The sequence below is a fragment of the Actinomycetospora sp. NBC_00405 genome (assembly GCF_036044095.1).
GTDB lineage: Bacteria > Actinomycetota > Actinomycetes > Mycobacteriales > Pseudonocardiaceae > Actinomycetospora > Actinomycetospora callitridis.
The window spans coordinates 3,905,038-3,928,898 of record NZ_CP107938.1 but is presented as its reverse complement, the minus strand read 5'-3'; the positions used below and the strand labels follow the sequence as shown (position 1 = coordinate 3,928,898).

18 protein-coding genes are annotated in these 23,861 nt (G+C 74.3%); 13 read left to right on the top strand and 5 right to left on the bottom strand.

The window, feature by feature from the left end; all coding sequences use genetic code 11:
* Positions 1–167: 167 nt before the first annotated feature.
* Genes OG774_RS19390 through OG774_RS19380 form a run of 3 tightly spaced genes read left to right on the top strand, consistent with a single transcriptional unit; the run spans position 168 to position 3,549 of the window.
* The gene (locus OG774_RS19390) at positions 168–1,313 is read left to right on the top strand and encodes a glycosyltransferase family 4 protein (protein ID WP_328303416.1); all 1,146 of its coding nucleotides are present in this window, start codon (positions 168–170) and stop codon (positions 1,311–1,313) included.
* Positions 1,314–1,348: 35 nt separating this feature from the next.
* Positions 1,349–2,086, top strand: coding sequence for a class I SAM-dependent methyltransferase (locus OG774_RS19385; RefSeq protein WP_328303414.1), 738 nt, complete (start codon positions 1,349–1,351; stop codon positions 2,084–2,086).
* Positions 2,087–2,127: 41 nt separating this feature from the next.
* The gene (locus OG774_RS19380) at positions 2,128–3,549 is read left to right on the top strand and encodes a hypothetical protein (protein WP_328303412.1); all 1,422 of its coding nucleotides are present in this window, start codon (positions 2,128–2,130) and stop codon (positions 3,547–3,549) included.
* 3 nt (positions 3,550–3,552) lie between these two features.
* Here OG774_RS19380 and OG774_RS19375 read toward each other — a convergent pair whose 3' ends face one another.
* The 3 genes from OG774_RS19375 to OG774_RS19365 all read right to left on the bottom strand — a co-directional run bounded on the left by OG774_RS19375 (position 3,553) and on the right by OG774_RS19365 (position 8,575).
* On the bottom strand, positions 3,553–5,433 hold the full coding sequence (locus OG774_RS19375) for a glycosyltransferase (protein ID WP_328303410.1): 1,881 nt from the start codon (positions 5,431–5,433) through the stop codon (positions 3,553–3,555).
* Positions 5,434–5,507: 74 nt separating this feature from the next.
* Positions 5,508–7,616 (bottom strand): acyltransferase family protein, encoded by a 2,109-nt coding sequence (locus OG774_RS19370; RefSeq protein ID WP_328303409.1) that lies wholly within the window; start codon positions 7,614–7,616, stop codon positions 5,508–5,510.
* Positions 7,617–7,921: 305 nt separating this feature from the next.
* Positions 7,922–8,575 (bottom strand): hypothetical protein, encoded by a 654-nt coding sequence (locus OG774_RS19365; RefSeq protein WP_328303407.1) that lies wholly within the window; start codon positions 8,573–8,575, stop codon positions 7,922–7,924.
* Positions 8,576–8,762: 187 nt separating this feature from the next.
* Between OG774_RS19365 and OG774_RS19360 the strand changes: the two genes are divergently transcribed.
* From OG774_RS19360 to OG774_RS19335, 6 genes are read left to right on the top strand one after another with little or no spacing between them, the layout of a single operon-like run.
* On the top strand, positions 8,763–9,641 hold the full coding sequence (locus OG774_RS19360) for a DMT family transporter (RefSeq protein WP_328303405.1): 879 nt from the start codon (positions 8,763–8,765) through the stop codon (positions 9,639–9,641).
* Complete coding sequence (locus OG774_RS19355) at positions 9,638–10,435, top strand: hypothetical protein (RefSeq protein WP_328303403.1); 798 nt, start codon at positions 9,638–9,640, stop codon at positions 10,433–10,435. The genes OG774_RS19360 and OG774_RS19355 overlap by 4 nt, the downstream gene beginning before the upstream one ends.
* 1 nt (position 10,436) lies before the next feature.
* Complete coding sequence (lysS, locus tag OG774_RS19350) at positions 10,437–13,913, top strand: lysine--tRNA ligase (protein ID WP_328303401.1); 3,477 nt, start codon at positions 10,437–10,439, stop codon at positions 13,911–13,913.
* Between the two features lie 34 nt (positions 13,914–13,947).
* Positions 13,948–14,448 (top strand): hypothetical protein, encoded by a 501-nt coding sequence (locus OG774_RS19345; RefSeq protein ID WP_328303399.1) that lies wholly within the window; start codon positions 13,948–13,950, stop codon positions 14,446–14,448.
* Positions 14,445–15,872, top strand: a complete 1,428-nt coding sequence (locus OG774_RS19340; protein ID WP_328303397.1) for an APC family permease — start codon at positions 14,445–14,447, stop codon at positions 15,870–15,872. Before OG774_RS19345 ends, OG774_RS19340 begins: the two co-directional genes overlap by 4 nt.
* Positions 15,869–17,008: an alpha/beta hydrolase gene (locus OG774_RS19335; RefSeq protein WP_328303395.1), complete on the top strand. Its 1,140-nt coding sequence runs from the start codon at positions 15,869–15,871 to the stop codon at positions 17,006–17,008. The genes OG774_RS19340 and OG774_RS19335 overlap by 4 nt, the downstream gene beginning before the upstream one ends.
* 79 nt (positions 17,009–17,087) lie before the next feature.
* Here the strand turns inward: OG774_RS19335 and OG774_RS19330 are convergent, their stop codons facing one another.
* The gene (locus OG774_RS19330) at positions 17,088–18,050 is read right to left on the bottom strand and encodes a helix-turn-helix transcriptional regulator (RefSeq protein ID WP_328303393.1); all 963 of its coding nucleotides are present in this window, start codon (positions 18,048–18,050) and stop codon (positions 17,088–17,090) included.
* Between the two features lie 129 nt (positions 18,051–18,179).
* Between OG774_RS19330 and OG774_RS19325 the strand changes: the two genes are divergently transcribed.
* On the top strand, positions 18,180–19,610 hold the full coding sequence (locus OG774_RS19325; protein WP_328303391.1) for an amidase: 1,431 nt from the start codon (positions 18,180–18,182) through the stop codon (positions 19,608–19,610).
* Here the strand turns inward: OG774_RS19325 and OG774_RS19320 are convergent.
* On the bottom strand, positions 19,607–20,047 hold the full coding sequence (locus OG774_RS19320; protein WP_328303389.1) for an SRPBCC family protein: 441 nt from the start codon (positions 20,045–20,047) through the stop codon (positions 19,607–19,609). The two genes, OG774_RS19325 and OG774_RS19320, sit on opposite strands and share 4 nt — an antisense overlap.
* Before the next feature lie 54 nt (positions 20,048–20,101).
* Between OG774_RS19320 and glf the strand changes: the two genes are divergently transcribed.
* The 3 genes from glf to OG774_RS19305 all read left to right on the top strand — a co-directional run bounded on the left by glf (position 20,102) and on the right by OG774_RS19305 (position 23,837).
* Positions 20,102–21,319 (top strand): UDP-galactopyranose mutase, encoded by a 1,218-nt coding sequence (gene glf, locus OG774_RS19315; RefSeq protein WP_328303386.1) that lies wholly within the window; start codon positions 20,102–20,104, stop codon positions 21,317–21,319.
* 88 nt (positions 21,320–21,407) lie between these two features.
* Positions 21,408–21,683 (top strand): hypothetical protein, encoded by a 276-nt coding sequence (locus OG774_RS19310; protein ID WP_328303384.1) that lies wholly within the window; start codon positions 21,408–21,410, stop codon positions 21,681–21,683.
* Positions 21,684–21,785: 102 nt separating this feature from the next.
* Complete coding sequence (locus OG774_RS19305) at positions 21,786–23,837, top strand: glycosyltransferase (protein WP_328303382.1); 2,052 nt, start codon at positions 21,786–21,788, stop codon at positions 23,835–23,837.
* The last annotated feature ends 24 nt before the right edge of the window (positions 23,838–23,861 follow it).

Below are 23,861 nucleotides of genomic sequence, written 5' to 3'. Positions count from 1 at the left end.
CGGTAGCAACGGCGGCGCATCGGGCGACCACCTGCCCGCGCGTGTACCGATCGGGCCACGGGTCCGGCCCGGCGCGCCCGACGGCCGTGGCGCCGATCGCGGCCTCTACAGTGGCGGGGCGGGACGGGCCCCCAGGACGGCCCCCGGAGACGTCGGCGAGGAGGGTGATGGACGAGCATCCGCACCACGACCTCTGCATCGTCCTGACCTATTACAGCCCCTACGTCTCCGGGCTCACCAACGTCGCGCGCGACCTCGCCGAGGGTCTCGCGGCGCGCGGTTGGCGGGTGTGCGTCGTCGCCTCCAAACACGACCCGGAGCTCGCGACGCACGAGATCGTCAACGGGGTCGAGGTCATCCGGGCGCCCGTGCTGGCCAAGGTCGGCAAGGGGACGATCGGGCTCAACCTGACCCGGCTCGCGCTGCGGGAGATGGCCCGCTCGACGGTGGTCAACCTGCACCTCCCCCTGGTCGAGGCGGGGCTGCTGGCGCGGCTGTCGCCGGTGCCGGTGGTGTCGACCTATCACTGCGACGTCTCCCTCCCGACCGGTGACGGCCCGCTCATGCGCCGGCTCGTCAACGCCGCCCAGCACCGGGCGATCGACTTCTCCAGCCGGGTGGCGCTGCGGCGCTCCGCGGCCGCGGTGGTGTCCAGCGAGGACTACGCGCGGCACAGCCGGATGTGGTCCGCGATCGACGGCCGGATGGTCGCGGTGCCCCCGCCGTGCCCGCCGCGGGGCGCCGGGCGCCCGACCTTCCGGCGCGGCGACGGACTCCACGTCGGGTTCCTCGGGCGGATCGTCGAGGAGAAGGGCGTCGAGCACCTCGTCGACGCGTTCCTCGCCCTCGACGACCCCGACGCCCGGTTGCTCGTGGGCGGGGACTACCTCGACGTCGCCGGCGGCAGCGTCGCCGAGCGGGTCCGGCGCCACATCGGCGACGACCCGCGGATCGCGATGCTCGGGTTCATTCCCGAGGAGGACCTCGACGACTTCTACGCCTCGCTCGACGTCTTCGCGCTCCCGTCGGTCAACGCCTTCGAGGCGTTCGGCATCGTCCAGGTGGTCGCGATGATGGCGGGTGTGCCCGCGCTGGTCAGCGACCTGCCCGGCGTCCGCACGGTCGTCGAGGAGACCGGGTTCGGGGAGGTCGTGGCCCCCCGCGACGTCCCGGGGCTCACCGCCGCGCTCGCCCGCCTGCGCGACGACCCGCCGGACGCCGCGCACGGCGCCGCCACCGCGTCCGCGCGCTACAGCGTCGAGGCCGTCCTCGACGCGTACGACGCCGTCTTCGCCAAGGCCGGCGGGCGCTGAGCCCGTCGGTCACGCCGACTCCGCCGGAGGAACCGTTGGGTATCGACCCGAGCACCGGGATCGAGGAGGTCTCGCGGACCTGGACGCGCCTCGGGCGCGAGGATCCGATGTGGGCCGTCCTCACCGACCGGGAGAAGGCCGGGGGTGGGTGGACGCCGGCCGAGTTCCTGGCCACCGGCGCCACCGAGATCGCGACGCTCCTGGGCCGCCTCGCCGAGCTCGGCGCCGACCCGGTCCGCGGACGCGCCGTCGACTTCGGCTGCGGCGCGGGACGGCTGTCCCACGGCCTCGCGACGGCCGGGTTCACCGAGGTGGTCGGGCTCGACATCTCGCCGACGATGCTCGAGAAGGCCCGCGAGATCGTCGACGCGCCTGCGTGCGACTTCCGCCTCGCGACCGGTCCGGAGCTCGACGTCGTCGAGCCCGCGTCGGCCGACCTCGTCTACACCTGCCGCGTCCTGCAGCACATGCCGACCGAGCTCGCGCACCGCTACGTCCGGGCGTTCTACCGGATCGTGCGGCCCGGCGGGTACGTCGTGTTCCAGATGCCCACCGCCCCGGCCCGCAACGCCGCGGGGCTCGCCCTGCGCGCGCTGCCGGCCCCGCTCGCCCGGCGGCTGCGGCGCGGCATGGAGATGCACGGCACGCCGGAGGCCGGGGTCCGCGCCCTGGTGGCCGAGTGCGGGGCGGAGATGCTGGCCGCCGACGAGGACACCAGCGCCGGTCCGCGCTGGGGCTCGCGCCTCTACGTCACCCGCGCCGCCCCGGCCTGAGCAGGACGTGACGGGGCCACCGATCGTGTCATGATCGGTCGGTGAGCAGCGGGGGGAACCGCACAGTCGCTCCCGTCGCGGTCGTCGACGTCCTGCTGGCCCTCGCCCTCACCGTGGGCGCCGCGGCCTGGTTCCTCTGGATCGCGGCCGGTCCCACCGCCCAGGGCGTGCTCACCGGCGAGGAGGCGTCCGTCGCCCACCGCGACGCGCTGGCGCTCGCCCTGCACTGGCAACCCTCGGTCTGGAGCACCAACGCGGGCGCCCAGCTCTTCTACGCGCTCACGGGGCACGTCACCGGTGTCCTCGGGGACTACACGCTCTTCTCCCCGCGCACGGCCAAGGCGCTCGCCTCGGCCCTGCTCGCCCCGCTGGCGTACGTCGTCGCGCGCCGGCGGCTGGGATGCGGGCCGACCGCGGCCACCCTCGGCGCCGTCCTCGTGGTCCTGGTGCCCGGGGTGACCTCGCTGGCCTGGGTGGCCATCGAGACCCCGCTCGACGCGGCGGCCGGGATGGCGGCCCTGTACGTCGCCACCTCGCGGCGGTGGTGGTGGCCGCTGGGCGGCGTGCTCGCCGGGGCGTCGGTGTCGCTGTACACGGCCGGCCTGGCGTGGGCGTTCGCGGTCGCGGTGGTCCTGCTCGCCCGCGTCCGGCGACCCACCGACGCGCTGCTCGCCCTCCTGGGGATCGCGGCGGGCGTCGGCGTCGTGGCCGCCCCGCTCGCCTGGTGGCGCAACGGCGGGGTCGTCGTCACCGGGGGCGGGCGCGACGGGATCGAGCTCGACGCCGTCGGCGCGCGGTTGGCGGAGATCGGGTCCTACGCGGTGCGCTCCGGCTCGTCCTACTACTACGCCACGGGCATCCCGGTCCTCGGCGGCGTCGTGCCCGCCGCGGTGCTCGCCGCGGGCGCCCTGGTGGCCGCGATCGGGCGCTTCCGCGCGGTGTGGTCGTGGCTGCTCGTCGCCGCGGGCGCCGTCGGGCTCTACGCGATCTCGAGCGGTGTGCCCGGCGCGCGGCGGATCGTCGCGCTCGCGATCGTCGCCGGGCTGCTCGGCGGTGTCGCGGTCGACGTGCTCGCCCGCCGGCGGCCGGTGTGGACGACGCTGCTCGCCGCCGCGACGGTGGCCGCGGTGGCGGCACCGATGGCGGTCGGCCTGGCCGCCTGGCGCGAGGACCTCGCCCGGGGCGAGCGGGTCATGACCTCCGACTGGCCGCTGCCCGTGGCCCCGGGTGCGACCGCGACGTCGACGCTCGCGGACCTCGACGCCGCCCTGCGCGGCGGGCACCTCACCGTCGCGCAGGTCGGCGACGGCTGGGGCGGGACGCGGACGCTCGCCCTGCTCTACCTCCTCGACGCCCGCCACGGCCGCCCGCCGCCGTTCGGCGCCGACCAGCTGATCGCCTACTACGCGACGACGCCGGACTGCCGGGCCCTCGACGGGCCGGCGTGCGCGCCGCCGGGATGAGTCTCAGTCGCCCGCGAAGAGTCGTCGCCAGTTGTCGGCATCGGTCAGCCGGGGTGCGGCGGCGCGCCAGGCCTCCACGGCGCCGCGCCCCTCGCGGGCCAGCCGCCACAGAACGCGGGCACCGTCGCGGCCCAGCGACCGCAGCGCCTCCGGGTCGCGGCGGCGCACGCGCACGCCGCCTTGACCGGCGTCGGTCACGGCGACCTGGTCGAACAGGCCGATGTGCCACCAGTACGCCTCGCCGGCGCCGACGAGCCCGCCGTGCCGCGGGGTGCGGCCGAGCCACTGCTGGGTGAGACGCTTCGCCATCACCAGGTGGTCCCGGGTGGGCTCCGGTCCGGAACGGACGATCTCCATCTCGGTGGGTCCGAGGCCCGGGGCGTCGGCCACCGGGTGGGCGACGGTCTCACCGTGTCCCGCCCGCCGCGCCCGGATCGCGCCGACGGCGGCGACACCGCCGTCGTCGAGCACCCGCGGGCCGGCCAGGAAGTCCTCCACCGCCGCGATGAGCGTGGCGGCCAGGCCGTAGTTCATCGAGACGAGGTAGCGGCCGAGCAGATCGGCCAGCACCCCGGTGACGTGCCGGACCGGGAACGGCGAGTGCAGCGCCGCCGTGATCATGGCGTTGCGCAGGTTGAAGTACCGGTGCCAGTCGTCCCAGTCCTTCCACGGGAAGTCCGCGTGCCACACCCCGGCGCCCGGCAGCGTCACGGTCGGCACACCGTGGGCGCGGGCGCGGTAGCAGTACTCCACGTCGTCCCACTGGAAGAACAGCGGCAGCGGGTAGCCCGCGCGACGCACCAGCTCGGACGGGATGAGGCAGGACCACCAGCCGGTGTACCCCGCGTCGACGCGACGGTCCTGCACGTTCTTGGTGCCGTCGGGGAAGTGGTCCGTCACGTCCGACTCGCCCACCGCGCCCGGGCTGACGTGGCCGTTGGTGAGGTCGGTGAGCACGGCGTACTCGGCGCCGGCGAGCACCTGGGTCGGGTGCAGCAGGTTGAGCATCTGGGCGCCGACGATCGTGGGGTCGGCGACGCACCGCCCGAACGCCGCGAGTCGCACGACCACCTCGGGCTCGCAGCGGATGTCGTCGTCCATGAACAACACGTCGACGTCCGGCCGCGACCCGTGCTCGACGACCTCGTAGAGCCCACGGGTGAAGCCGCCCGACCCGCCGAGGTTCGGCTGGGGCAGGTAGCGGAAATGGTCGCCGAGGCGCGTAGCCACGTCGGCGAACCCCTCGCGGGTGTCGATGCGGTCGGTGCCCTGGTCCACGACGACGACCTCGTCGAGGAGGTCCAGTACGTCGTGCTCGGCGGTGAGCGCCCGGAGGGTGGCGATGCAGTCGTCGGCGCGGTTGTGCGTGCACACCACGACCGAGGCGCCGCGGTCGGTCGCGGGAGCCGCCACGGTCCAACGGGCGTCGTGGAGCACCAGCTCGTCGTCGTCGGTGACGATCTCGATCCAGAGCCCGCCGCCGTCGAGGAAGCGGTCGAGCGGCGCCGCGAGGCGCACGTTCTCGGCCTGGGCATCGTGCACCGCGAGCGTGCGCGGCACCCCGTTGGTGTCCGACGCCCGCAGCATCACGCGGCCCGCGCCGCGGGTGCGGCCCTCGAACCGCACCTCGGTGGCCGCCGTCCACCGCTGCCAGTAGCTCGCGGGGAAGCGGCCGAAGTAGGTGTTGGTGCCGATGTGGCTGTAGGCGCCGACGCGGACGTGCCGCCGCCGCCGCTCCGCCCGGCCGCGCAGGACCTCGACGTAGAGCTCGTCGGGGACCTCCGGGAGCGGACCCGCGAACAGCCCGCGGCCCACCAGCAGGCGGCTCCCCTCGCCCGCCGGCTCGGCGTCGCGGGGTGTCGAGAGCGTGGCGACATCGGTCATGCGGGCGGGCTCCCTGAGGGGTCGGGGCGGCGAGCCGGGGACGGGCGGACCACCTCCAGGGTAAGAGGTGCGGGTCACGACCCGATCAGGGACGCGACGCGCCGTCCCACCGTCGGCGCCAGCGACGCCGTGAAGGTGGCGGTCAGGTGGTTGTCGTCGAGGTAGACGGTGACCCGGCCGATCTCCGGCGGGCACACGGTGGGCAGGCAGAGGCTGTCGGCCAGGTCGAGCACCGAGACCGTCGACGGGATCCCGGCCGGGACGGGCGGCGCCGAGGGGTAGACCTCGTTGCGGGGGACGTCGCACTCGGGCGCGCCGCGGCCGTAGTTGTCGACGCAGCTCGGCGGCGCGTAGTCGAAGCGCGGGTTGTCCCGCACGGCCATCACGGGGACGCCGGCGTCGGCGAGCCGGTCCCACGCCTCGATCATGCCGGGCGGTGTGGCCTCGGTCCGTCCCGGCCGGACGTCGTGCGTGGCCTGCGCGACCACCAGCGCGGGGCGCGCCTCGGCGAGCGCCGCCAGGGCCTGCTGGTTCCACGTGACGCAGTCGGCCTCGCCGGTGTTCGACTCCGACATCGTCGACAGCGGGCAGCCGGGCCGGATCAGCGTGTCGACCCGCCAGCCCCGCTCCCGGGCGATCGGGGCGACCGCGGGCAGGAACTGCTGCATGTGGGAGTCGCCGACGACGACGATCGTGCGGGCGTTCGGGTCCGGGGCGGGCACGTACGTGCAGCGCTCGAGCGCGGGCGCGGCGGGCACGCCGGTGCAGTCGTTCTCGTACTCCACCCAGTCCTCGTAGGCCGACACCGCCGGCGGGATCACGTCCGCGTCGGGCGAGCCCCGGTCGACGAAGCCGGGCTGGAGCGCCGTCGCGCCCGGGTGATCGGCGTCGCCGACCGCGCCCGACGGGGTCGTGCGGGCGGCGGTGACGGCATGCCAGGCGAGGACGAGGACCAGCACCGGCACCAGGGCGACCACGGCGAGCCGGTGGTCGACGAGACGGCCGCCGGCCCGGCGGGCCCGGCGCAGCAGCGGGTCCTCGACGATGTGCCGGGTCGCGGCGGCCAGGGCCAGCGAGGTCAGCACGACGACGAGCCCGAGGACCGGGCCGGGCTCCTCGCGGTGGTCGGCGGCCTGGGCCAGCAGGAGCACCGGCCAGTGCCAGAGGTAGAGCGGGAAGCTGATGCTGCCCAGGTACTGCATCGGGCGCGACGACAGCCACCGCGCGCTGCCGAAGCGGTGCGCCGTGTCGCCGGCGACGATCACGGCGACCGCACACAGCACCGGCCACAGCGCGAGGTAGCCGGGGAAACCGCCCTCGACGTCGAGCACCGTGCCGCACAGGGCGAGCCCGAGGAGGCCGGCCCAGCCCAGGGCGACGCCGGCCCAGTCCGGCAGACGCAGCCGGTGCAGGTTGAGCGCGAGCAGCCCGCCGAGCGTGAACTCCCAGATGCGGGCGAGGGCGTCGAAGTACGCGTAGGTCTGGTCGTGGGCGGTGCTCAGGATCGACCAGGCGAGGGAGAGCGCCGTGATCGTGAGGAGCAGGCCGGCGACGGCGGGGCGGGCGGCGACGCCGGCCCGGCGGGCGACCAGGGTCGCCACGAGGATCACGACGGGGAAGACGATCGCGAACTGGCCCTGGATCGACAGCGACCAGAAGTGCTGCACCACGCTCGCGGTGTTGTGCGAGGCGTAGTAGTCGACCGCATCGGCGGCCAGGCGCCAGTTCTCGACGAAGAACGCCGAGGCCACGACCTCGCGGATCGCCTGGGGCCATCGCGACTCGGGCAGGAAGACCAGGCTCGCGACCATCGTGCCGACCAGGACCACGGCGGCCGGGGGCACCAGGCGGCGCAGCGTGCGGCCCCACTGGGTCACCAGGTCGATGCCACCGCGCTCGGCGGCCCGGACGAGCTGTCCCGCGGCGAGGAAGCCGGTCAGGGCGAAGAAGACGTCCACGCCGCCGGAGACCCGGCCGATCCACACGTGGTAGATCACGACGAGCAGGGACGCGATCGCCCGCAGGCCCTCGATCTCGGGCCGGAACCGCGAGCCGTCACTGGGCTGGCGCACCCGGCCCTGCGCCGAAGGGATCACCGCGGTGGGGCGGTCGGCGGGGTGGGTCCCGGCCGAGAGATCGACCTGGCTCCCGCCCCGGACCCGCTCGTCGGCCGTGGAGGTCATCGCCTGGGACTGTGCCCTTCCCGCTCGTCGCCGCACACTCCGGGGTCTACGAGGAGCAACGAATCGGCGACAGACGGTGCACGTCGAACGCCGAGCGGCGTCCTCGGTGCCTCCCTACGGATCAGCGTTGGCGGCCTCTGGAGAGCCCAGTACCCCGCGGGAGCTGAGTCGCCACCTGCGGCGGCACTCCTGTGACCACGACGACCACCGTTCACTGGCGTGGGTGAACGCCTCGTCCGTGGAGGTCGGCCCGGCGCGCTCGGAGTGCTCCTTCCGGGCGCTGTGCGCGAGCGGGCGGCCGGTCGTCACGGGGTCGTCAGTGGCCGTTCGGCGGGCCGCTCGGGGCTCGCGCGGTGGCGCCGGACGGCGGGGTGCCGGGTCGCGGCCAGCAGGAGCAGCGTGTGGCCGAGGGCCAGCATCACCATCGTCGCGACGCCGTAGGGGTAGTAGATGTGGCTGGTGAGGAACGACCAGGCCCCGACGACGGCGAACAGCGCGCCGACGGCCGCGAGCAGGCGCCAGGCTCCCGGCGCCCGCACGAGCGCGAGCACGGCGGCGAGCACCGTCGCCGCGAGATAGGCGTAGACGCCGGGCACCGTGACCACGTCGGCGATCTCGAACAGCGACGCGACCCAGGGGCCGGGGCCGAGGCGCATCGTCTCGTGGCCCCCGCCGACGCCGGCCAGGACGTCGAGCGCCGTGTAGAAGCCCGCGTAGACGAAGCCGAGGACGACCGTGAGGCCCTCGAGCACCCACCCGACGGGCCCGGCGGGGCGGGACGCCCGCACCACCGCCCACGGACCGAGCGCCAGCAGCGGGAAGAGCACGATCCCGATGAGGTGCAGGTCGCGCCACCACGACGCCGACTCGGGGGTCAGCATCGGGGGATGCGAGGACCCGAGGAACGCCAGCGCCAGGGCCGGCAGGGCGGTGGCCGCGATCGCCAGGGGGACACGCATCCGCGACATCCTCGCAAACGCGGCATCGTGGGCCGGTGAGCCGAGCGTCCGGGCACCACCTGTCACATGGCCGACAGCATGATCCAGAACTTCTGGACCGATCGGGTGACGACGCGAAGATCCTGTCGCTTTGCGTGCCCGCCCGGTGATGCACTGACGCAGTGACGTGGGCTGATCGGACGCGGAGTTGACCCTCCTGGCGGGCGCGCTCGCGGTGCTGGCCGCGCTGCTCTTCGCGATCGCCTCCGTGGCCCAGCGCGGCGCGGCGGCCGACGTGCCCGACGAGGAGGCGCGCGGCGGCCGGCTGATCGCCCGCCTGATCCGCTCGCCCCGCTGGTGGGCGGGCACCGTGGGTGACACCGGGGGCTTCGTCGTCCAGGCCGCGGCGCTCGGCGTCGGCTCGTTGTTGCTGGTCCAGCCCCTGCTGGTCACCACCGTGCTCTTCGCGCTGCCCCTCGAGGCGCGCCTGACCGGCCGGCGGATCGGGCGCCCCGAGATCCGCTGGGCCGTCGTGCTCGTCGCCGCGCTGGCGCTGTTCGTCGTGATCGGCGAGCCCACCGCGGGCGTCGACCAGGCCCCGCTCGACGTCTGGCTCCCGTCGCTGGCGGTGCTGCTCGTGCTCCTGGTCCTGTGCGTGCTCCTGGCGGGACGCCAGCGCGGTCCCCGGCGGGCCGCCCTGCTCGCGGTGGCCACGGGCCTCGCCTACGGGCTGGTGGCCGCGCTGACGAAGTCGGTGGTCGACCTGCTGGGCGAGGGACCGCTCGCCCTGATCACCTCGTGGGAGACCTGGGTGCTCGTCGCCGCGGTGCTCGGCGGGACGCTGCTGCAGCAGACGGCCTTCGGGGCCGGCCCGCTGGCGGCGTCGCTGCCGGCGGTGACCGTCGGCGAGCCGATCGTCGCCGCGGTGCTCGGGGTGGTCGTGCTCGGCGAGCAGGTGCGCGCCGACGGCCTCGAGTGGGGCCTCATCGGTCTGCTCGTCGTCCTGATGATCGTGGCCACGGCGGCGCTGTCGCGCTCGTCGGCGGCGGCCCTGCCCGAACCGGAAACCCTGGGAGCCCCGACGTGAGTCCCGACGTGAACCTCGACCTGGGCCTCGACCTCGAGTCCCGGGCCGCCGCCGCATGGATGCTCGGCTCGTTCGTCGTCGTGTTCCTCGGGACGCGGCTGGTCGTGCGGCTGATCCGCGCGGGGAAGGGCCCGTTCCGCAACCAGTCGGTCGGCGGCGTCCACCTCCACCACCTGGTGTGGGGCATCTTCCTCATGCTGATCGCAGGGGTCGGCGAGTTCACCTACCAGCCCGACGGTCCGTGGCTCTACGTGCTCGCGGCCGCGTTCGGGGCGGGCGCGGCGCTGACGCTCGACGAGTTCGCGCTCTGGCTGCACCTCTCCGACGTCTACTGGGAGCGGGAGGGCCGCGTCTCGGTCGACGCCGTGCTGGTCGTCGGCGCGCTGATGGCGCTGCTCGTGGTCGGGGTCAATCCGTTCGACTCCGAGACCGGCGACGGGGTCCTGGCCGTGGTGAGCACGATCGTCGTCGGCGGTCTCCTCGCCATCGTGGCCCTGTTCAAGGGACGCCCGCTGCTGGGCCTGCTCGGCCTGCTCGTGCCCGTGCTCGCCCTGTTCGCGGCGGTGCGCCTGGCCCGGCCCACCTCGCCGTGGGCGCGCTGGCGCTACCCCGAGGGCTCGAGCAAGGCCCTGCGCAGCCGCCGGCGGTTCCCCGAGCGGGACAGCCGGCGCTGGGACGCGGTCGTGGAGGCGATCGCGGGGCGCCCGAACGAGCCCGAGCACGAACCCGAGCACGACCCGGACGACGAGGCCCCGAAGGCGGACCCGCCACGGGAGCAGGAGGGGGCGCGCTGACATGGACGCCCACACGGACGCCCACGACGAGGCCCCCGCCGACGCGCCGGACCCCGCGGCCGGCCCCGAGGCCGACGGCCACGACGCGCACCTCAACCAGCAGGACATCCGCACGGCGAAGCTCGCCGCCCGCCGCGCGGCGGGGGAGACCGAGCCCTACCGCTGGCCGGTCGACCACTCTCTGGCCGACCTCCGCGCCGCCCACGGCGACCTCGCGCCCGACACGCTCACCGGCGAGGAGGTCCACGTCGCCGGCCGGCTCACGGGTCTGCGCCGCCAGGGCGGGCTGAGCTTCGGGACGCTGCGCGACCGCAGCGGCACCATCCAGCTCTTCGTCGACACCGCCGTCGTCGGGCACGACGCCCACGTCGCCATCGACGACCTCGACCGCGGTGACTGGGTCGGCGTACGCGGGACGGTGATGACCACCAAGCGCGGCGAGCTCTCGATCCGCGTCGACGAGTGCGCCCTGCTGGCCAAGGCGCTGCGGCCCCCGGCCGGAGGGCACCACGGCCTCGCCGACGTCGAGACGCGCTACCGCCAGCGCTACGCCGACCTCGAGGTCAACGAGCGCACCCGCGAGATCTTCCGCATTCGCCACGCCGCCGTGCACGCGATCCGCCACCACCTCGCGGAGAAGGGCTTCACCGAGGTCGAGGGCCCGGTGCTGCAGAGCATCCAGGGCGGCGCGTCGGCCCGGCCGTTCGTCACCCACCACAACGCGCTCGACCTCGACATGTATCTGCGGATCGCCCTCGAGCTGCACCTCAAGCGCCTGATCGTGGGCGGCATGGAGCGGGTGTTCGAGCTCGGGCGGGTGTTCCGCAACGAGGGCGTCGACACCCGGCACAACCCCGAGTTCACGATGCTCGAGGCCTACCAGGCCTTCGCGGACTACCACGACATGATGGACCTGACCGAGGGCATGGTCGTGGCCGCCGCGCACGCCGCGCTGGGCGACGAGCTCACGGTGCGCTACCAGGGCCAGGAGATCGACCTCCGGCCGCCGTGGCCCCGGCGGCGCTTCGCGGACATGATCGCCGAGAAGACCGGCGAGGTGATGCACCCGGACATGCCGATCGCCGACGCCCGGGCCGCCCTCGACCGCCTCGGGATCGCGTGGGAGCAGGGCTGGGGCCCGGGCCGGCTGATGAAGGAGGTCTACGACGAGCGCGTCCAGCACGACGTCGTCGGCCCCGTGTTCTGCATCGACTACCCGCGCGAGGTCTCCCCGCTGGCCCGCGCGCACCGCGACGACCCGGCCTACAGCGAGCGCTTCGAGCTGATCGTCGCCGGCTTCGAGCTGTGCAACGCCTACTCCGAGCAGAACGACCCGGTCGTGCAGATGGCGGCCTTCGAGGAGGAGGCGCAGGCCAAGCGCGACGGCGACCCCGAGGCAGGCGACATCGACCTCGACTACGTCCGCGCCCTCGAGTACGGCATGCCGCCCACCGGCGGGCTGGGGATCGGCATCGACCGGCTCGTGATGCTGCTGGCGAGCGTCGACTCGATCCGCGAGGTCATCCTCTTCCCGACGCTGCGCCCCGAGTTCGCCCCGCCGCCCGGCGGTGGCCCGGGCGGCGCCCACCGGCCGGTCCTGCCGCCCACCCCGATGCCCGCCGCCGCCCTCGCGGCGGCGACGCCGGCGGCCCCGGTGGCGGTCGCGACGGCCGGCGCCGCAGTGGCCACCGACGAGGGCCCCCCGAGGCGGCCGTGGGTGGTCACGGTGATCGCCGGCCTGACGGCGCTCGCGGGCCTGCTGCACCTGCTGGTGCACGTCCCGATCGTCCACGAGCGGCTGGGCGACCGCGTCAACGTCGACCTCGTCCCGCCGTGGTTCGCGGTCACCGGGCACGTGCTCTCGGCGGCGATCGGCCTGCTCCTGCTGCTGCTCGCCGACCAGCTGGCCAAGCGCAAGCAGGCGGCGTGGCGGGTGGCGGTCGGGCTCTCCGCGATCGCGCTGGTCGCGCACATCCTCAAGGGCCCGCACCAGGTGGGGCTCGGCATCAGCGTCGCCCTGCTCGTCCTGCTGCTCGTCGCCCGGAAGAACTTCCGCGCGCCGGCCGACCCGCCGTCCCTGCTGCGCCTGCTGCGCTTCGTGCCGGTCTACCTGGCCGCGGTGCTGGCGTTCGGCTTCGTCTCGCTGGGGCTGCAGAGCGGGCGGATGACGCCCGAGCTCACGGTGCTCGGCGGCCTCGAGACGATCTTCGGGGGGCTCGTCGGGATCGACGGGCCCTACACCTTCGACCGGCGGCTGTTCGCCGAGACGTTCCCGGCCGCGCTGCTCGCGCTCGGGGTGGTCGGGCTCGTCGTCTTCCTGATCCTGCTGTTCCGGCCGCTCGCGGCCCGCGATCCGCACACGCGGGACGACTGGAGCCGTGCGCGGCTCCTGGTGCAGACCTACGGGTGGGACACGCTCGCCGCCTTCGCCCTGCGCGACGACAAGAGCTTCTTCTTCGGCTCCGACGGGCGCGCGATGATCGCGTACACGTACCTGGGCGGCTACGCGCTCGCCGCCGGCGACCCGATCGGCGACGAGGCGTCGCTGCCGGCCGTCGTCGACGAGTTCCTGGCGATGTGCGCCCAGCGCGCGTGGACCCCGGCGTTCCTCGCCGCCCGCGAGGAGGACACGCAGGAGGGCGGCCTGCTCGCCTCGCGGGGCTTCCGGTCGTTCTACCTGGGCGACGAGGCGATCATCGACTGCCCGTCGTTCACCCTCGAGGGCCGCGAGCGCAAGAGCGTGCGCGCGGCCGTGCGGCGGGTGGAGCGCACGTACCGGTTCCAGATGATCGCCGAGTCGGCGGCGTCGCCGAAGCTCGTCGCGGCGCTCAACGCGATCTCGGAGAAGTGGCGCGGCAAGGACCCCGAGCGCGGCTTCACGATGTCGCTCTCGCAGGACATCACCGGATCCGACGCCAACCGCGACTTCCTGCTCTGCGTCGCCCTCGACGCCGACGGCGTGCCCGGCGGCTTCCTGCGGCTCGTGCCGGCCTACGGCGGACCGGCCACCGGCACGACGTTCGGCTACACGCTGGACCTCATGCGCCACGACCCCGGCGCCCCGAACGGGATGACGGAGTTCCTCATCGCGAAGAGCGCCGCGGCGCTCGACGAGCGCGGGGTGACCCGCCTGTCGATGAACTTCGCGATGTGGGGCCGGCTGTTCGCCGACGACGTGCCCTTCACCGCGACGCAGAAGCTGGCCCGGCGCGCGGTGGGCGTGCTCAACCCCTTCTTCCAGGTCCGCTCGCTGCACGACTTCAACGAGAAGTTCGGGCCGCAGTGGCTGCCGCGGGTGCTCGCGTACCGCAGCCCCGCCGACCTGCCCCGGGTCGGCCTGCTCTACGCGGGCGCCGAGGGCTTCCTCGCCGTCCCGGGGCTCGGCCCGCTGTTCGTCCCCGCCGCCGTGGGCGGGGCGCCGTCGCCGTCGAGCACCCCCGCGGACCCCTCGGCGCCACCGGGTGCGGCGGCGGCATGAAGCGCAGCGGAACTGCCGCGGGAAGAACAGCCGCGTGAGCGTCATCGAGGCGCACCCGCGCCGGACGAAGGGCGGCGGGTTCGGGGACGTCGTGCTGATCGTCCTGCTCGTCGGCATGGCGCTGGCCGTCGTGGTCACCGTCGTCGTCATCGCTTCGGGCGGGAACCGGTCCCCCCAGGGCCCGCGCGGGGCCGGGGCGCTGGACGCGCTCCAGGGCGACATCGCCGCGGCGGGGCTGGTCGTCTGCTCGCGCACCGATCTGGCCGACCCGCGGGCCACCGACGCCGTCGCCGCCCGCACGCTCGTCGTGGCCGCGCAGTGCCGTGGGGGTCGGACGGCGACGGTCCAGGCCGACGCCTTCGCCGACGACGCCGACCGCGACGCCGCGGCCCGGAGCTACGAGGGGCCCGAGCGCACGCGGACGTCGACGACCGTGCGCACCTACGGCGACCTCGTCGTGGTCGTCGGCGGTGGTGCGGAGGACGTGGTGGCCGACCGCATCGACGCGATGCTGCTCGCGAAGGGCGCCCGGTGAACGCCAAGCTCGGGATCCTGGCCCTCGCGATGATCAACATCGCGGCGATCGTCAGCATCCGCAACCTGCCGGTGATGGCCGAGTACGGCTGGTCGATGCTGGCGCTGTTCGCGCTGTCGATCGTGGTCTTCCTCGTGCCGATCGCGATGGTCGCCGCCGAACTCGGCACGGGCTGGCCGCGCGACGGCGGCGTCTACGCCTGGGTCAAGGAGGCGTTCGGCGAGCGCGCCGGCTTCCTGGCCGTCTGGTGCGACTACGCCGAGAACGTCGCCTGGTTCCCCACCGTGCTTTCGTTCATGGCCGCGAGCCTCGCCTACGCGATCGACCCGTCACTGGCGAACGACAAGCTCTTCCTCGTCGTGGTCATGCTCGCGTTCTTCTGGGCGACGACGATCGTGAGCCTGCGCGGGGTCGGCACCTCGTCGTGGATCGGCTCGGTGGGCACGCTCGCCGGCTCGATCATCCCGGCGGTGGGTCTCGTCCTGCTCGCCGTCGCGTACCTCGCCCAGGGCAACCCGAGCGAGATCCCGTTCTCGGCCGGCGCGCTGGTGCCCGACGTCCAGCTCAACGACCTCGCGTTCCTCGGCGGGATCATCCTGCTGTTCACCGGCATGGAGATGGCGGGCTTCCACGCCCGCGAGACCCGCGACCCCGGGCGCACCGTCCCGCGCGCGATCGCCCTGTGCGTCGGCGTCGTCGTCGTGTTCTCGGTGGTCGGCTCGCTCTTCCTCGCGATGGTCGTGCCCGCGAGCGAGATCAGCCTGGTGTCCGGGACGATGGAGCTCTTCTCCCGGGTGCTCGACCGCCTCGGCGTCGGGTGGGCCGTCGCCCCGCTCGCGCTGGTGGTGGCGTTCGGCGGCATCGCCCACCTCGCGCCCTGGATCCTCGGGCCCGCGAACGGGGTGGCCGCGGTGGCGCGGCAGGGCTCGGTGCCCGTGCGGCTCGGGCGGCTCAACGCGAACGGCGTGCCGGTGACGCTCCTGCTGCTGCAGGGGGCGGCCGGCACCGTCTTCACCCTGCTGTTCCTGCTGGTCCCGAGCGTCAGCACGTCGTACTGGATGCTCTCCGCGGTGACGGCGCAGATCGTGATCATCATGTACGGGCTGATGTTCGCGGCGGTGGTGCGCCTACGGCACCTCCAGCCCGACACACTCCGCCCCTACCGCATCCCCGGTGGCCTGCCCGGCGTGTACGCGGTCGGCGGGATCGGGCTGGTGGGGTGCGTGGTCGCCTTCGTGCTCGGGTTCGTGCCGCCCGGCCAGCTCGCCACCGGCAGCACCGTCACCTACGTGCTCCTGCTCGCGGCCGCGGTGGTCGTGCTCTCGGCGCCGCCGTTCGTCTTCGCGGCGCTGGCACGGCGGCGGGCGCGCCGCGACGGCAGCGACAGCGAGGCCGGTGACGAGGCGGCGGTGGCGGCCGGGTGAGCGTCAACGGCATCGCCGAGATCGACATCACGACGGGCTCGTTCCTCGGCGTCGGGGCGATCGTCGCCCTCGTCGTCGTGCTCGGGCTGGTGTTCGCGCTGCGCACGCGCGTCGGGCGCTTCAGCAGGCTCGGCCGGACCGTCGTCGTGCTGGTGACCACGGTGCTCGTGCTGCTCGGCACCGGCGCCGCGATCAACGCGCACTTCGACTACTTCCGCACCTTCGGCGACGTGATGGGGCTGCCCCCGTCCGACGAGGTGGAGCTCGCGGCCCTGCTGTCGCGCACCGAACGGCCCGACCGGGGTGTCGTGACCACCACGGTGCTGCCGGGCAAGCGCTCGGGATTCGTCGGCCGCCCCGGGACGATCTACGTGCCGCCGGCCTGGTTCGCCCGCCCGCGTCCGGAGCTCCCGGTGGTCGTGCTGCTGCACGGGACCCCCGGCACCCCGCAGGACTGGCTGGACGGGGGCCAGGCCGCGGCCACCGCCGACGCCTACGCGCTCGCGCACGACGGGGTGGCGCCGATCCTCGTCATGCCCGACGTCAACGGCACGATCGACGGCGACAGCGAGTGCGTCGACGGCCCCGACGGGAAGGTCGAGACCTACCTGACCGTCGACGTCCCGGGGTTCGTGGAGCAGGTGTTCCACACGGCGCCCCCGGGCCGCGGGTGGGCCGTCGCCGGCCTGTCCGAGGGCGGGTCCTGCTCGCTGATGCTCGCGCTGCGCCACCCCGACCTGTTCGCGACCTTCGGCGACTACGCCGGCCTCGCCGGACCCCGGGCGGGCGACACCAACGCCGACACCGACTCCGCGGTGGCCGAGCTGTTCGGCGGCTCGCAGCAGGCCTTCGCCGCCCACGAGCCCGCCGACCTGCTCGCCGCGCGCCGCTTCCCGCAGCTCGGCGGCTGGTTCGAGGTGGGCGACGCCGACTCCGAGCCCGCCGCCGCCGCGGCCACGCTCGTCCCGGCCGCCCGCCGGGCGGGGATCAGCACGTGCGAGGTCGTGGTGCCCGGCGGCGGCCACACCTTCGCGGTGTTCTCGCAGGCGTTCTCCGACTCCCTGCCCTGGATGGCCGGGCGGATCGGGGCCGGGCCCCCGGTGGCCTGCCCGCCGGCGCAGGACGACGGCGGGTGACCGGTGCCCGGGTCAGCGGCGGACCGTCGCAGACACTGGGTGTCCGTAACGCCACGCACTCGCTCGCGCTCCATGCGCGCTACGTGACGAGCAGACCCCACCGCGCCGCGCACCGGGCCGCGGCCGCCCGGTTGCGCGCGCCGGTCTTGGCCAGCACGTGCTCGACGTGGGTGGCGACGGTGCGGGCCCCGATCCCCAGCCGCGCGCCGATCTCGGGGTTGGAGAGGCCGTGGCCGACCCCGTCGAGCACCTGCAGCTCCCGCACGGTGAGCCCGGCGGGCGGTCCGACCTCGCGGTGGAGCACGAGCACGCCCATCCCGGTGGCGTGCAGCTCGACGTCGACGACCTCCCCGGTCGCCGCGACGAGCAGCACCCGGCCCGGCACCGGGGCGCCCGCGAGCACCGAGGCCGCGAGGTCGGCGAGCGGGGAGGGCGGGCGCACCAGGTCGGGCCGCGCCCCCGCGGAGAGGACGACGACCCGCCCCTCCCGCTCGACGACCACCCCGTCCCCACCGCCGTCGCCGAGCCCGCCGGTGCGCGCGGACGGCACCGGGACGGGGTCGAGGGCGGCGGCGAGCTCCGCGCCGAGGAGCTCGAGGAGGGCCACGGTGTCGTCGTCGGGATGCCGGCCGTCGAGCGAGCTCGCGTTGAGCATGCCGACGTAGCGGCCGTCGGCGGCGAACAGGCACTGGGTGACCCCGTCCCGGAACCCGTGCGGGTCGATGATCCGCTCGAAGATCTCGCCGCGGCGCCGCGCCGGCTCGAGGTCGCGCACGCGCACCGGGCGCCCACCCGCGCGCACCACCGCGAACAGGCGGTCGGTGTGCATCCGTCCGTCGATCAGCGCGGTGGCCGTGGCGGGGTAGGACGACGCGAGGGTCCGGTGCGCGCCCACTGTCGGGTCCCACACCGAGATCGCCACGCAGTCGGCGGGCACGACGTCGTGGAGCCCGTCGAGCACCGTGCGGGCGGCGCCGGGCGTACGGCTGCCGTGGTGCCGGAGGAACGACCGCAGCTCGCGGGCAGCCGCCACGGCGGTCATGCGCAGAACGCTACTGCCGCCGGGGCGCCACCGACCAGCGTCCGTTCGCCACTCACGAGTCCGTCAACCGACCGATGTGCCGGCCGTTCGCCGGCCCTAACGTCCGGGACGCCGACCCCGGGAGGATCCATGGAAGCCCACGAGTACGCCGACCTCGACGCCACCGCCCTGGCCGCGCTCGTGCGCGACGGACAGGTCTCCGCCGAGGAGGTCCAGAAGGCCGCGACGGCCGCCCTCGACGCGGTCGACCCGCAGCTGAACGCGCTGGTCGGCGAGCGCTTCGCCGCGCCGCTCGACCACGCCGCGGACGGGCCCTTCGCCGGCGTCCCGTTCGCGATCAAGGACCTGATCCTGCACGCGACCGGGGTGGCGCAGACCGCCGGCAGCCGCATGCTCGGGGCGGGCGTGCCCATGCCGGCCGACACCCACCTCATGGCGCGCTTCCGCCGGGCCGGGCTCGCGACCCTCGGGGTGACCGCGACCCCGGAGCTCGGGTTCAACGCCACGACCGAGCCGGTCGCCACCGGCCCGGTGCGCAATCCCTGGGACACCAGCCGGAGCCCCGGCGGGTCGTCCGGTGGCTCGGCGGCGCTCGTCGCCGCGCGGGCCGTGCCGGTCGCCCACGCCAGCGACGGGGGCGGCTCGATCCGCATCCCGTCGGCCGCGTGCGGGCTGGTCGGGCTCAAGCCCAGCCAGGGACGCACGTCGCCCGGGCCGGACTACGCGGACCCGCTGCTGGGGATGGGCATCGAGTTCGTCGTGACCCGCACGGTGCGCGACTGCGCCGGGCTGCTCGACGCGGTGCACGGCGCCGAGCCCGGCGACCGCTACCTGCTGCCCGACCCGGCTCGGCCCTACCTCGACGAGGTCGGGGCGGGGAGTCGCCGGCTGCGGGTGGCCGTGCAGACCACGCCGTTCTCGGGGTCCGGCGCGGTCGATCCCCGCTGCGTCGAGGCCACGGAGGCGGCGGCGCGGGCGCTGGAGGGCCTGGGCCACGCCGTCGACGTCGCCGGTCCGTCGCTGGACGCCGATGCGTTCGACGCCGCCAACCTCGTCGCCTGGACGAGCTTCCTCGCCGACGGCGTCGACGGCCTGGCCGAGGCCCTCGGCGTCACCCCGGGCCCGGACGTCCTCGAGGCGGCGACGCTGGCGTGCGCCGAGTTCGGCCGCGGGCTGAAGGCGTCGGACCTGTACGCCGCGGACCGCGTCTTCAACGCGACCCGGCGGGCCGTCGCGGAGTTCCACCAGGGCTACGACGTCGTCCTCACGCCGACGATGAACGTCCCGAACACGCCCCTCGGGTACCTCGACCAGAACGACGCCTCACGGGACGCCCGCGGGTGGTACGACCACATCTTCTCGACGGCGGGCTTCACCGCGCTGTCCAACGTCACCGGCAACCCCGCGATCTCGCTCCCGCTCGGCCGTACCGAGGAGGAGGGCTGGCCGGTCGGCGTGCAGGTGATGGCGCCCTACGGCGACGAGTCGACGCTGCTCGCGCTGGCCGCCGACCTGGAGCAGGCGATGCCCTGGGCCTCGCACCGCCCGCCGACGTCCTAGCCGACCGGGAGGCCCTCGATCGCCTTCTGCAGCGTCTCCTGCGCGTCGTCGCCCAGCTTGCCGAGGGCGGGGACGAGCAGCGGGGTCGCGAGCTTCGCCGCGCCGTGGAAGGTGAACGTCGCGCGGTAGGTCACCGTGGTGCCGGGGCCGTCGTCGGCGAGGTACATGTCGTCCTCGCTGGTGACGGTCTTGTTCCGGCCCACGATGCGCAGGTGGCCGGGCTCGTCGACCTCGAGCGTGTAGGTCAGCGTGGTCTCTCGCCCGCGGAACTCCGAGACGTTGCGCCACTGCTTGCCGACGCCGACCGGGGTGTCGTCGACGGGGGTGCAGGAGATCGTGCCGGCGTCCCACTCCTCGGCGTTGGCGAAGTCGCGCAGGTAGGCCTGGACGGTCCCGGCCGGGGCGGGGGAGTGCGCGGTGCGTTCCACGGTGGGCATGTCGACGGATACCCCGACCAGGAGTGGCACACCCGCCCGGCTACCGTCGATGCCGTGAGCAGCACGGATCCGGACCTCGTCGACAGCCCCGATCTCGTCGTGGTGGGCTCGGGCTTCTTCGGGCTGACCGTGGCCGAGCGGGCCGCCACCGAACTGGGCAAGCGGGTCCTGGTGGTCGAGCGCCGCTCCCACCTCGGTGGCAACGCCTACTCGGAGCCGGACCCGGAGACCGGGATCGAGGTGCACCGCTACGGCGCCCACCTCTTCCACACGTCGAACAGGCGCGTGTGGGAGTACGTCAACCGGTTCACCGACTTCACCGGCTACCAGCACCGGGTCTTCACGATCTACCAGGGCCGCGTCTACCCGATGCCGGTCAACCTGGCGACGATCTGCGAGTACGCGGGCCGCACGATGAGCCCCGACGAGGCCCGCGCCTGGGTCGCCGAGCACGCGGCGGAGATCGACGTCGACGACGCCCAGAACTTCGAGGAGAAGGGCGTCGCGCTGGTCGGCCGCCCGCTCTACGAGGCGTTCTTCGCCGGCTACACCGCGAAGCAGTGGCAGACCGACCCGAAGGAGCTGCCGGCGTCGATCGTGAGCCGCCTGCCGGTGCGCTACACCTTTGACAACCGGTACTTCTCGGACACCTACGAGGGCCTGCCGGTCGACGGCTACACGGCCTGGCTCGAGCGGATGGCCGACCACCCGCTCATCGAAGTGCGCCTCGACACCGACTGGTTCGACATGCGCGACTCGTTGCCGCCCGACGTGCCGACCGTCTACACGGGCCCCCTCGACCGCTACTTCGACTTCAGCGAGGGCGAGCTCGGCTGGCGGACGCTGGACTTCGAGCCCGAGGTCCTCACGACCACCGGCGACTTCCAGGGCACGCCGGTCATGAACTACGCCGACCGCGACGTCGCCTACACGCGCATCCACGAGTTCCGGCACTTCCACCCGGAGCGCAAGCACTACCCGACGGACAAGACGATCATCATGAAGGAGTACAGCCGCTTCGCCGAGTCCGGCGACGAGCCGTACTACCCGATCAACACCGCCGAGGACCGCGCCAAGCTCGAGCGCTACCGCGAGCTCGCCCGCAAGGAGGCGACAAACCGCCGCGTGCTGTTCGGCGGCCGTCTCGGGACGTACAAGTACCTCGACATGCACATGGCGATCGGCTCCGCGTTGACGCTGTTCGAGAACCGCATCGCCCCGTGGTTCACCGAGGGCGAGTCCTTCGACGGCGCCGACCTCGCCGAGGGCTGATCCCCACACCCGTTCGGCCGCTTCGGTCGGCCGTCCGTATGCGTACGGTCACCGAGTCCGTAGATCCTTGCGCCCACGGAGGCTCCTGGTGCCCGCTCCCCTGATCGGCCCGACGCGTCGGAGGTCCGCCGCCGGCGTCCTCGCGGCGCTGTCCTGCGCCGCCGTGCTGACCCTGGCCGCCTGCGACACCAGCAGCGGGTCGGGCAGTGGCTCGGGCGGGGGCTCCGGCGGCTCCGGGCACGAGGGCGGGCACCCCACGCAGCACAGCGGCACCCACCCCACGTCCGAGCACCACACGACGACGGCCCCGACCCAGCCGTCGGAGTACAACCCGAGGAACTGCCCCTCCGGCCTGGTCTGCTGACCGCCACGGGCCCCGGTCGACCCGATCGTGGGGGGCGACGACCCGTCCGACCCGCCGGGGTGCTCCCGGGTCCGGCGCCCCCTCGCAGCTACCGTCGTCGGTGTGACGAGCACGGTGGACAAGGGACGGCGCGGCGGCGCCGGCGGGACGGTGGAGATGTCGGTGCGTCCCGCGGGCACGGCACTGCTGCAGCGCGTCATCCTGCCGCGCCCGGCCGAGCCCACCTCGGTCCGCGCGCTGTACCTGGACGAGGGCACCGCGACGTCGGTGAAGACCACCGCCCCCACCGCCCACCGCCCCGGGACCTACGACGAGACCGCCGACGAGTACGTGATGCACGTGCGCCGCAGCGGTCAGCGCGTCGCCGAGGTCGTGTCCCGTACCGGCGTGCGCCTGCCCGAGCGCAGCGAGGTCTCGTTCGCGGCGTACTTCAACGCCTTCCCCGCCGCGTACTGGCGGCGCTGGTCGATCCTCGAGGAGATCACCCTGCGGCTGCGCCTGCGCGGCCGCGGACGGGTCGACGTCCACCGCTCGACGGCGCGCGGCGTGGCCGTGCACGTGGCGGGGGAGGTCGTCGGCGCCGAGGACCCCGACGCCGGAGAGACCGAGCACGAGGTCGTCGTCCCCGTCTCGCTCGCGCCGTTCGGCGACGGCGGCTGGGTGTGGTTCGACCTCACCAGCGAGGGCTCGTCCCTCGAGCTCGTCGCGGGCGGCTGGTACGCCGAGCGCGAGGCGCCCGGACGGGCCGCGATCGCCGTCGGCATGCCGACCTTCAACCGGCCGACGGACTGCGTGGCCACGCTGCAGACCCTCGGCGACGACCCGCTGGTCCGCGACTCGCTCACCGCGGTGATCATCCCCGACCAGGGCTCGTCCAAGGTGCGCGACCAGCCCGGGTTCGACGAGGCGGCCGCGGCGCTGGGCGACAAGCTGCGGATCATCGACCAGCCCAACCTCGGCGGCTCCGGCGGCTACGCGCGGATCATGTACGAGGCGCTGGAGAACACCGACGCCGAGCAGATCCTGTTCATGGACGACGACATCGTCCTCGAGCCGGACTCGGTGCTGCGCGCGCTGGCGTTCTCGCGGTTCGCCCGCGAGGACATGCTCGTCGGCGGCCAGATGCTCTCCCTGCAGGCGCGCTCGCACCTGCACGCCATGGGCGAGGTCGTCGACCGCGGGACGTTCTTCTGGCAGCTCGCCCCGCACACCACCGACGACCACGACTTCGCCGTCGACTCGCTGCGCGAGACGCTGTGGATGCACCGGCGCACCGACGTCGACTACAACGCCTGGTGGATGTGCCTGATCCCGCGCTCGGTGGCCGAGCGGATCGGGCTGCCGCTGCCGCTGTTCATCAAGTGGGACGACTGCGAGTACGGCCTGCGCGCCGGCAGCCACGGCATCCCGACCGCGACCGTGCCCGGCATCGGGATCTGGCACCTCTCCTTCGTGGAGAAGGACGACAGCTCCGACTGGCAGGCGTACTTCCACGTCCGCAACCGCCTCGTCGTCGGCGCGCTGCACGGCCCGGACAACCCGCGCGCGATGCTCGCGGACTCCCTCAAGCGCACGCTGCGCCACCTGTTCCTGCTCGAGTACTCGACGATCGCGCTGCACCACATGGCGATGCGCGACTTCCTGTCCGGGCCGAAGTCCCTGTTCGGCGCGCTGCCGACCGCCCTCGGCGCCGTGCGGGCCACCCGCGCGGAGTTCCCGGACGGCATGGTGCACCGTGGCGCGGACGAGGTGCCCCGCTCTCCGATGGGTGCCCGCGAGTCGCAGCTGTGGCCGAAGCCGCCGGTGGGCAAGGTCGCGCAGGTCGCCGCGCTCGCCCGCGGGCTCGCCCACCAGATGCGCCCCGTCGACCGTGACGCCCTCGAGCGCCCGCAGCGCGAGGTCCCGGCCGAGCACAGCCAGTGGTTCATGCTCTCCCGCCTCGACGGGGCCGCCGTGACGACCTCCGACGGCTCGGGGGTCACCTTCCGCAAGCGCGACCGCGAGATGTTCTGGTCGATGCTGCGCGAGTCGGTGGCGCTGCACGCCGAGATCGCCAAGGCCTGGCCGTCCGCCCGTGCGCGCTACCAGGAGGCGATGGGCGAGCTGGTGAGCCGCAAGGCCTGGCGCGAGCAGGTCTTCGACCGCTTCCGCTGAGCCGACCCTTGGGTGCAAGCCCTG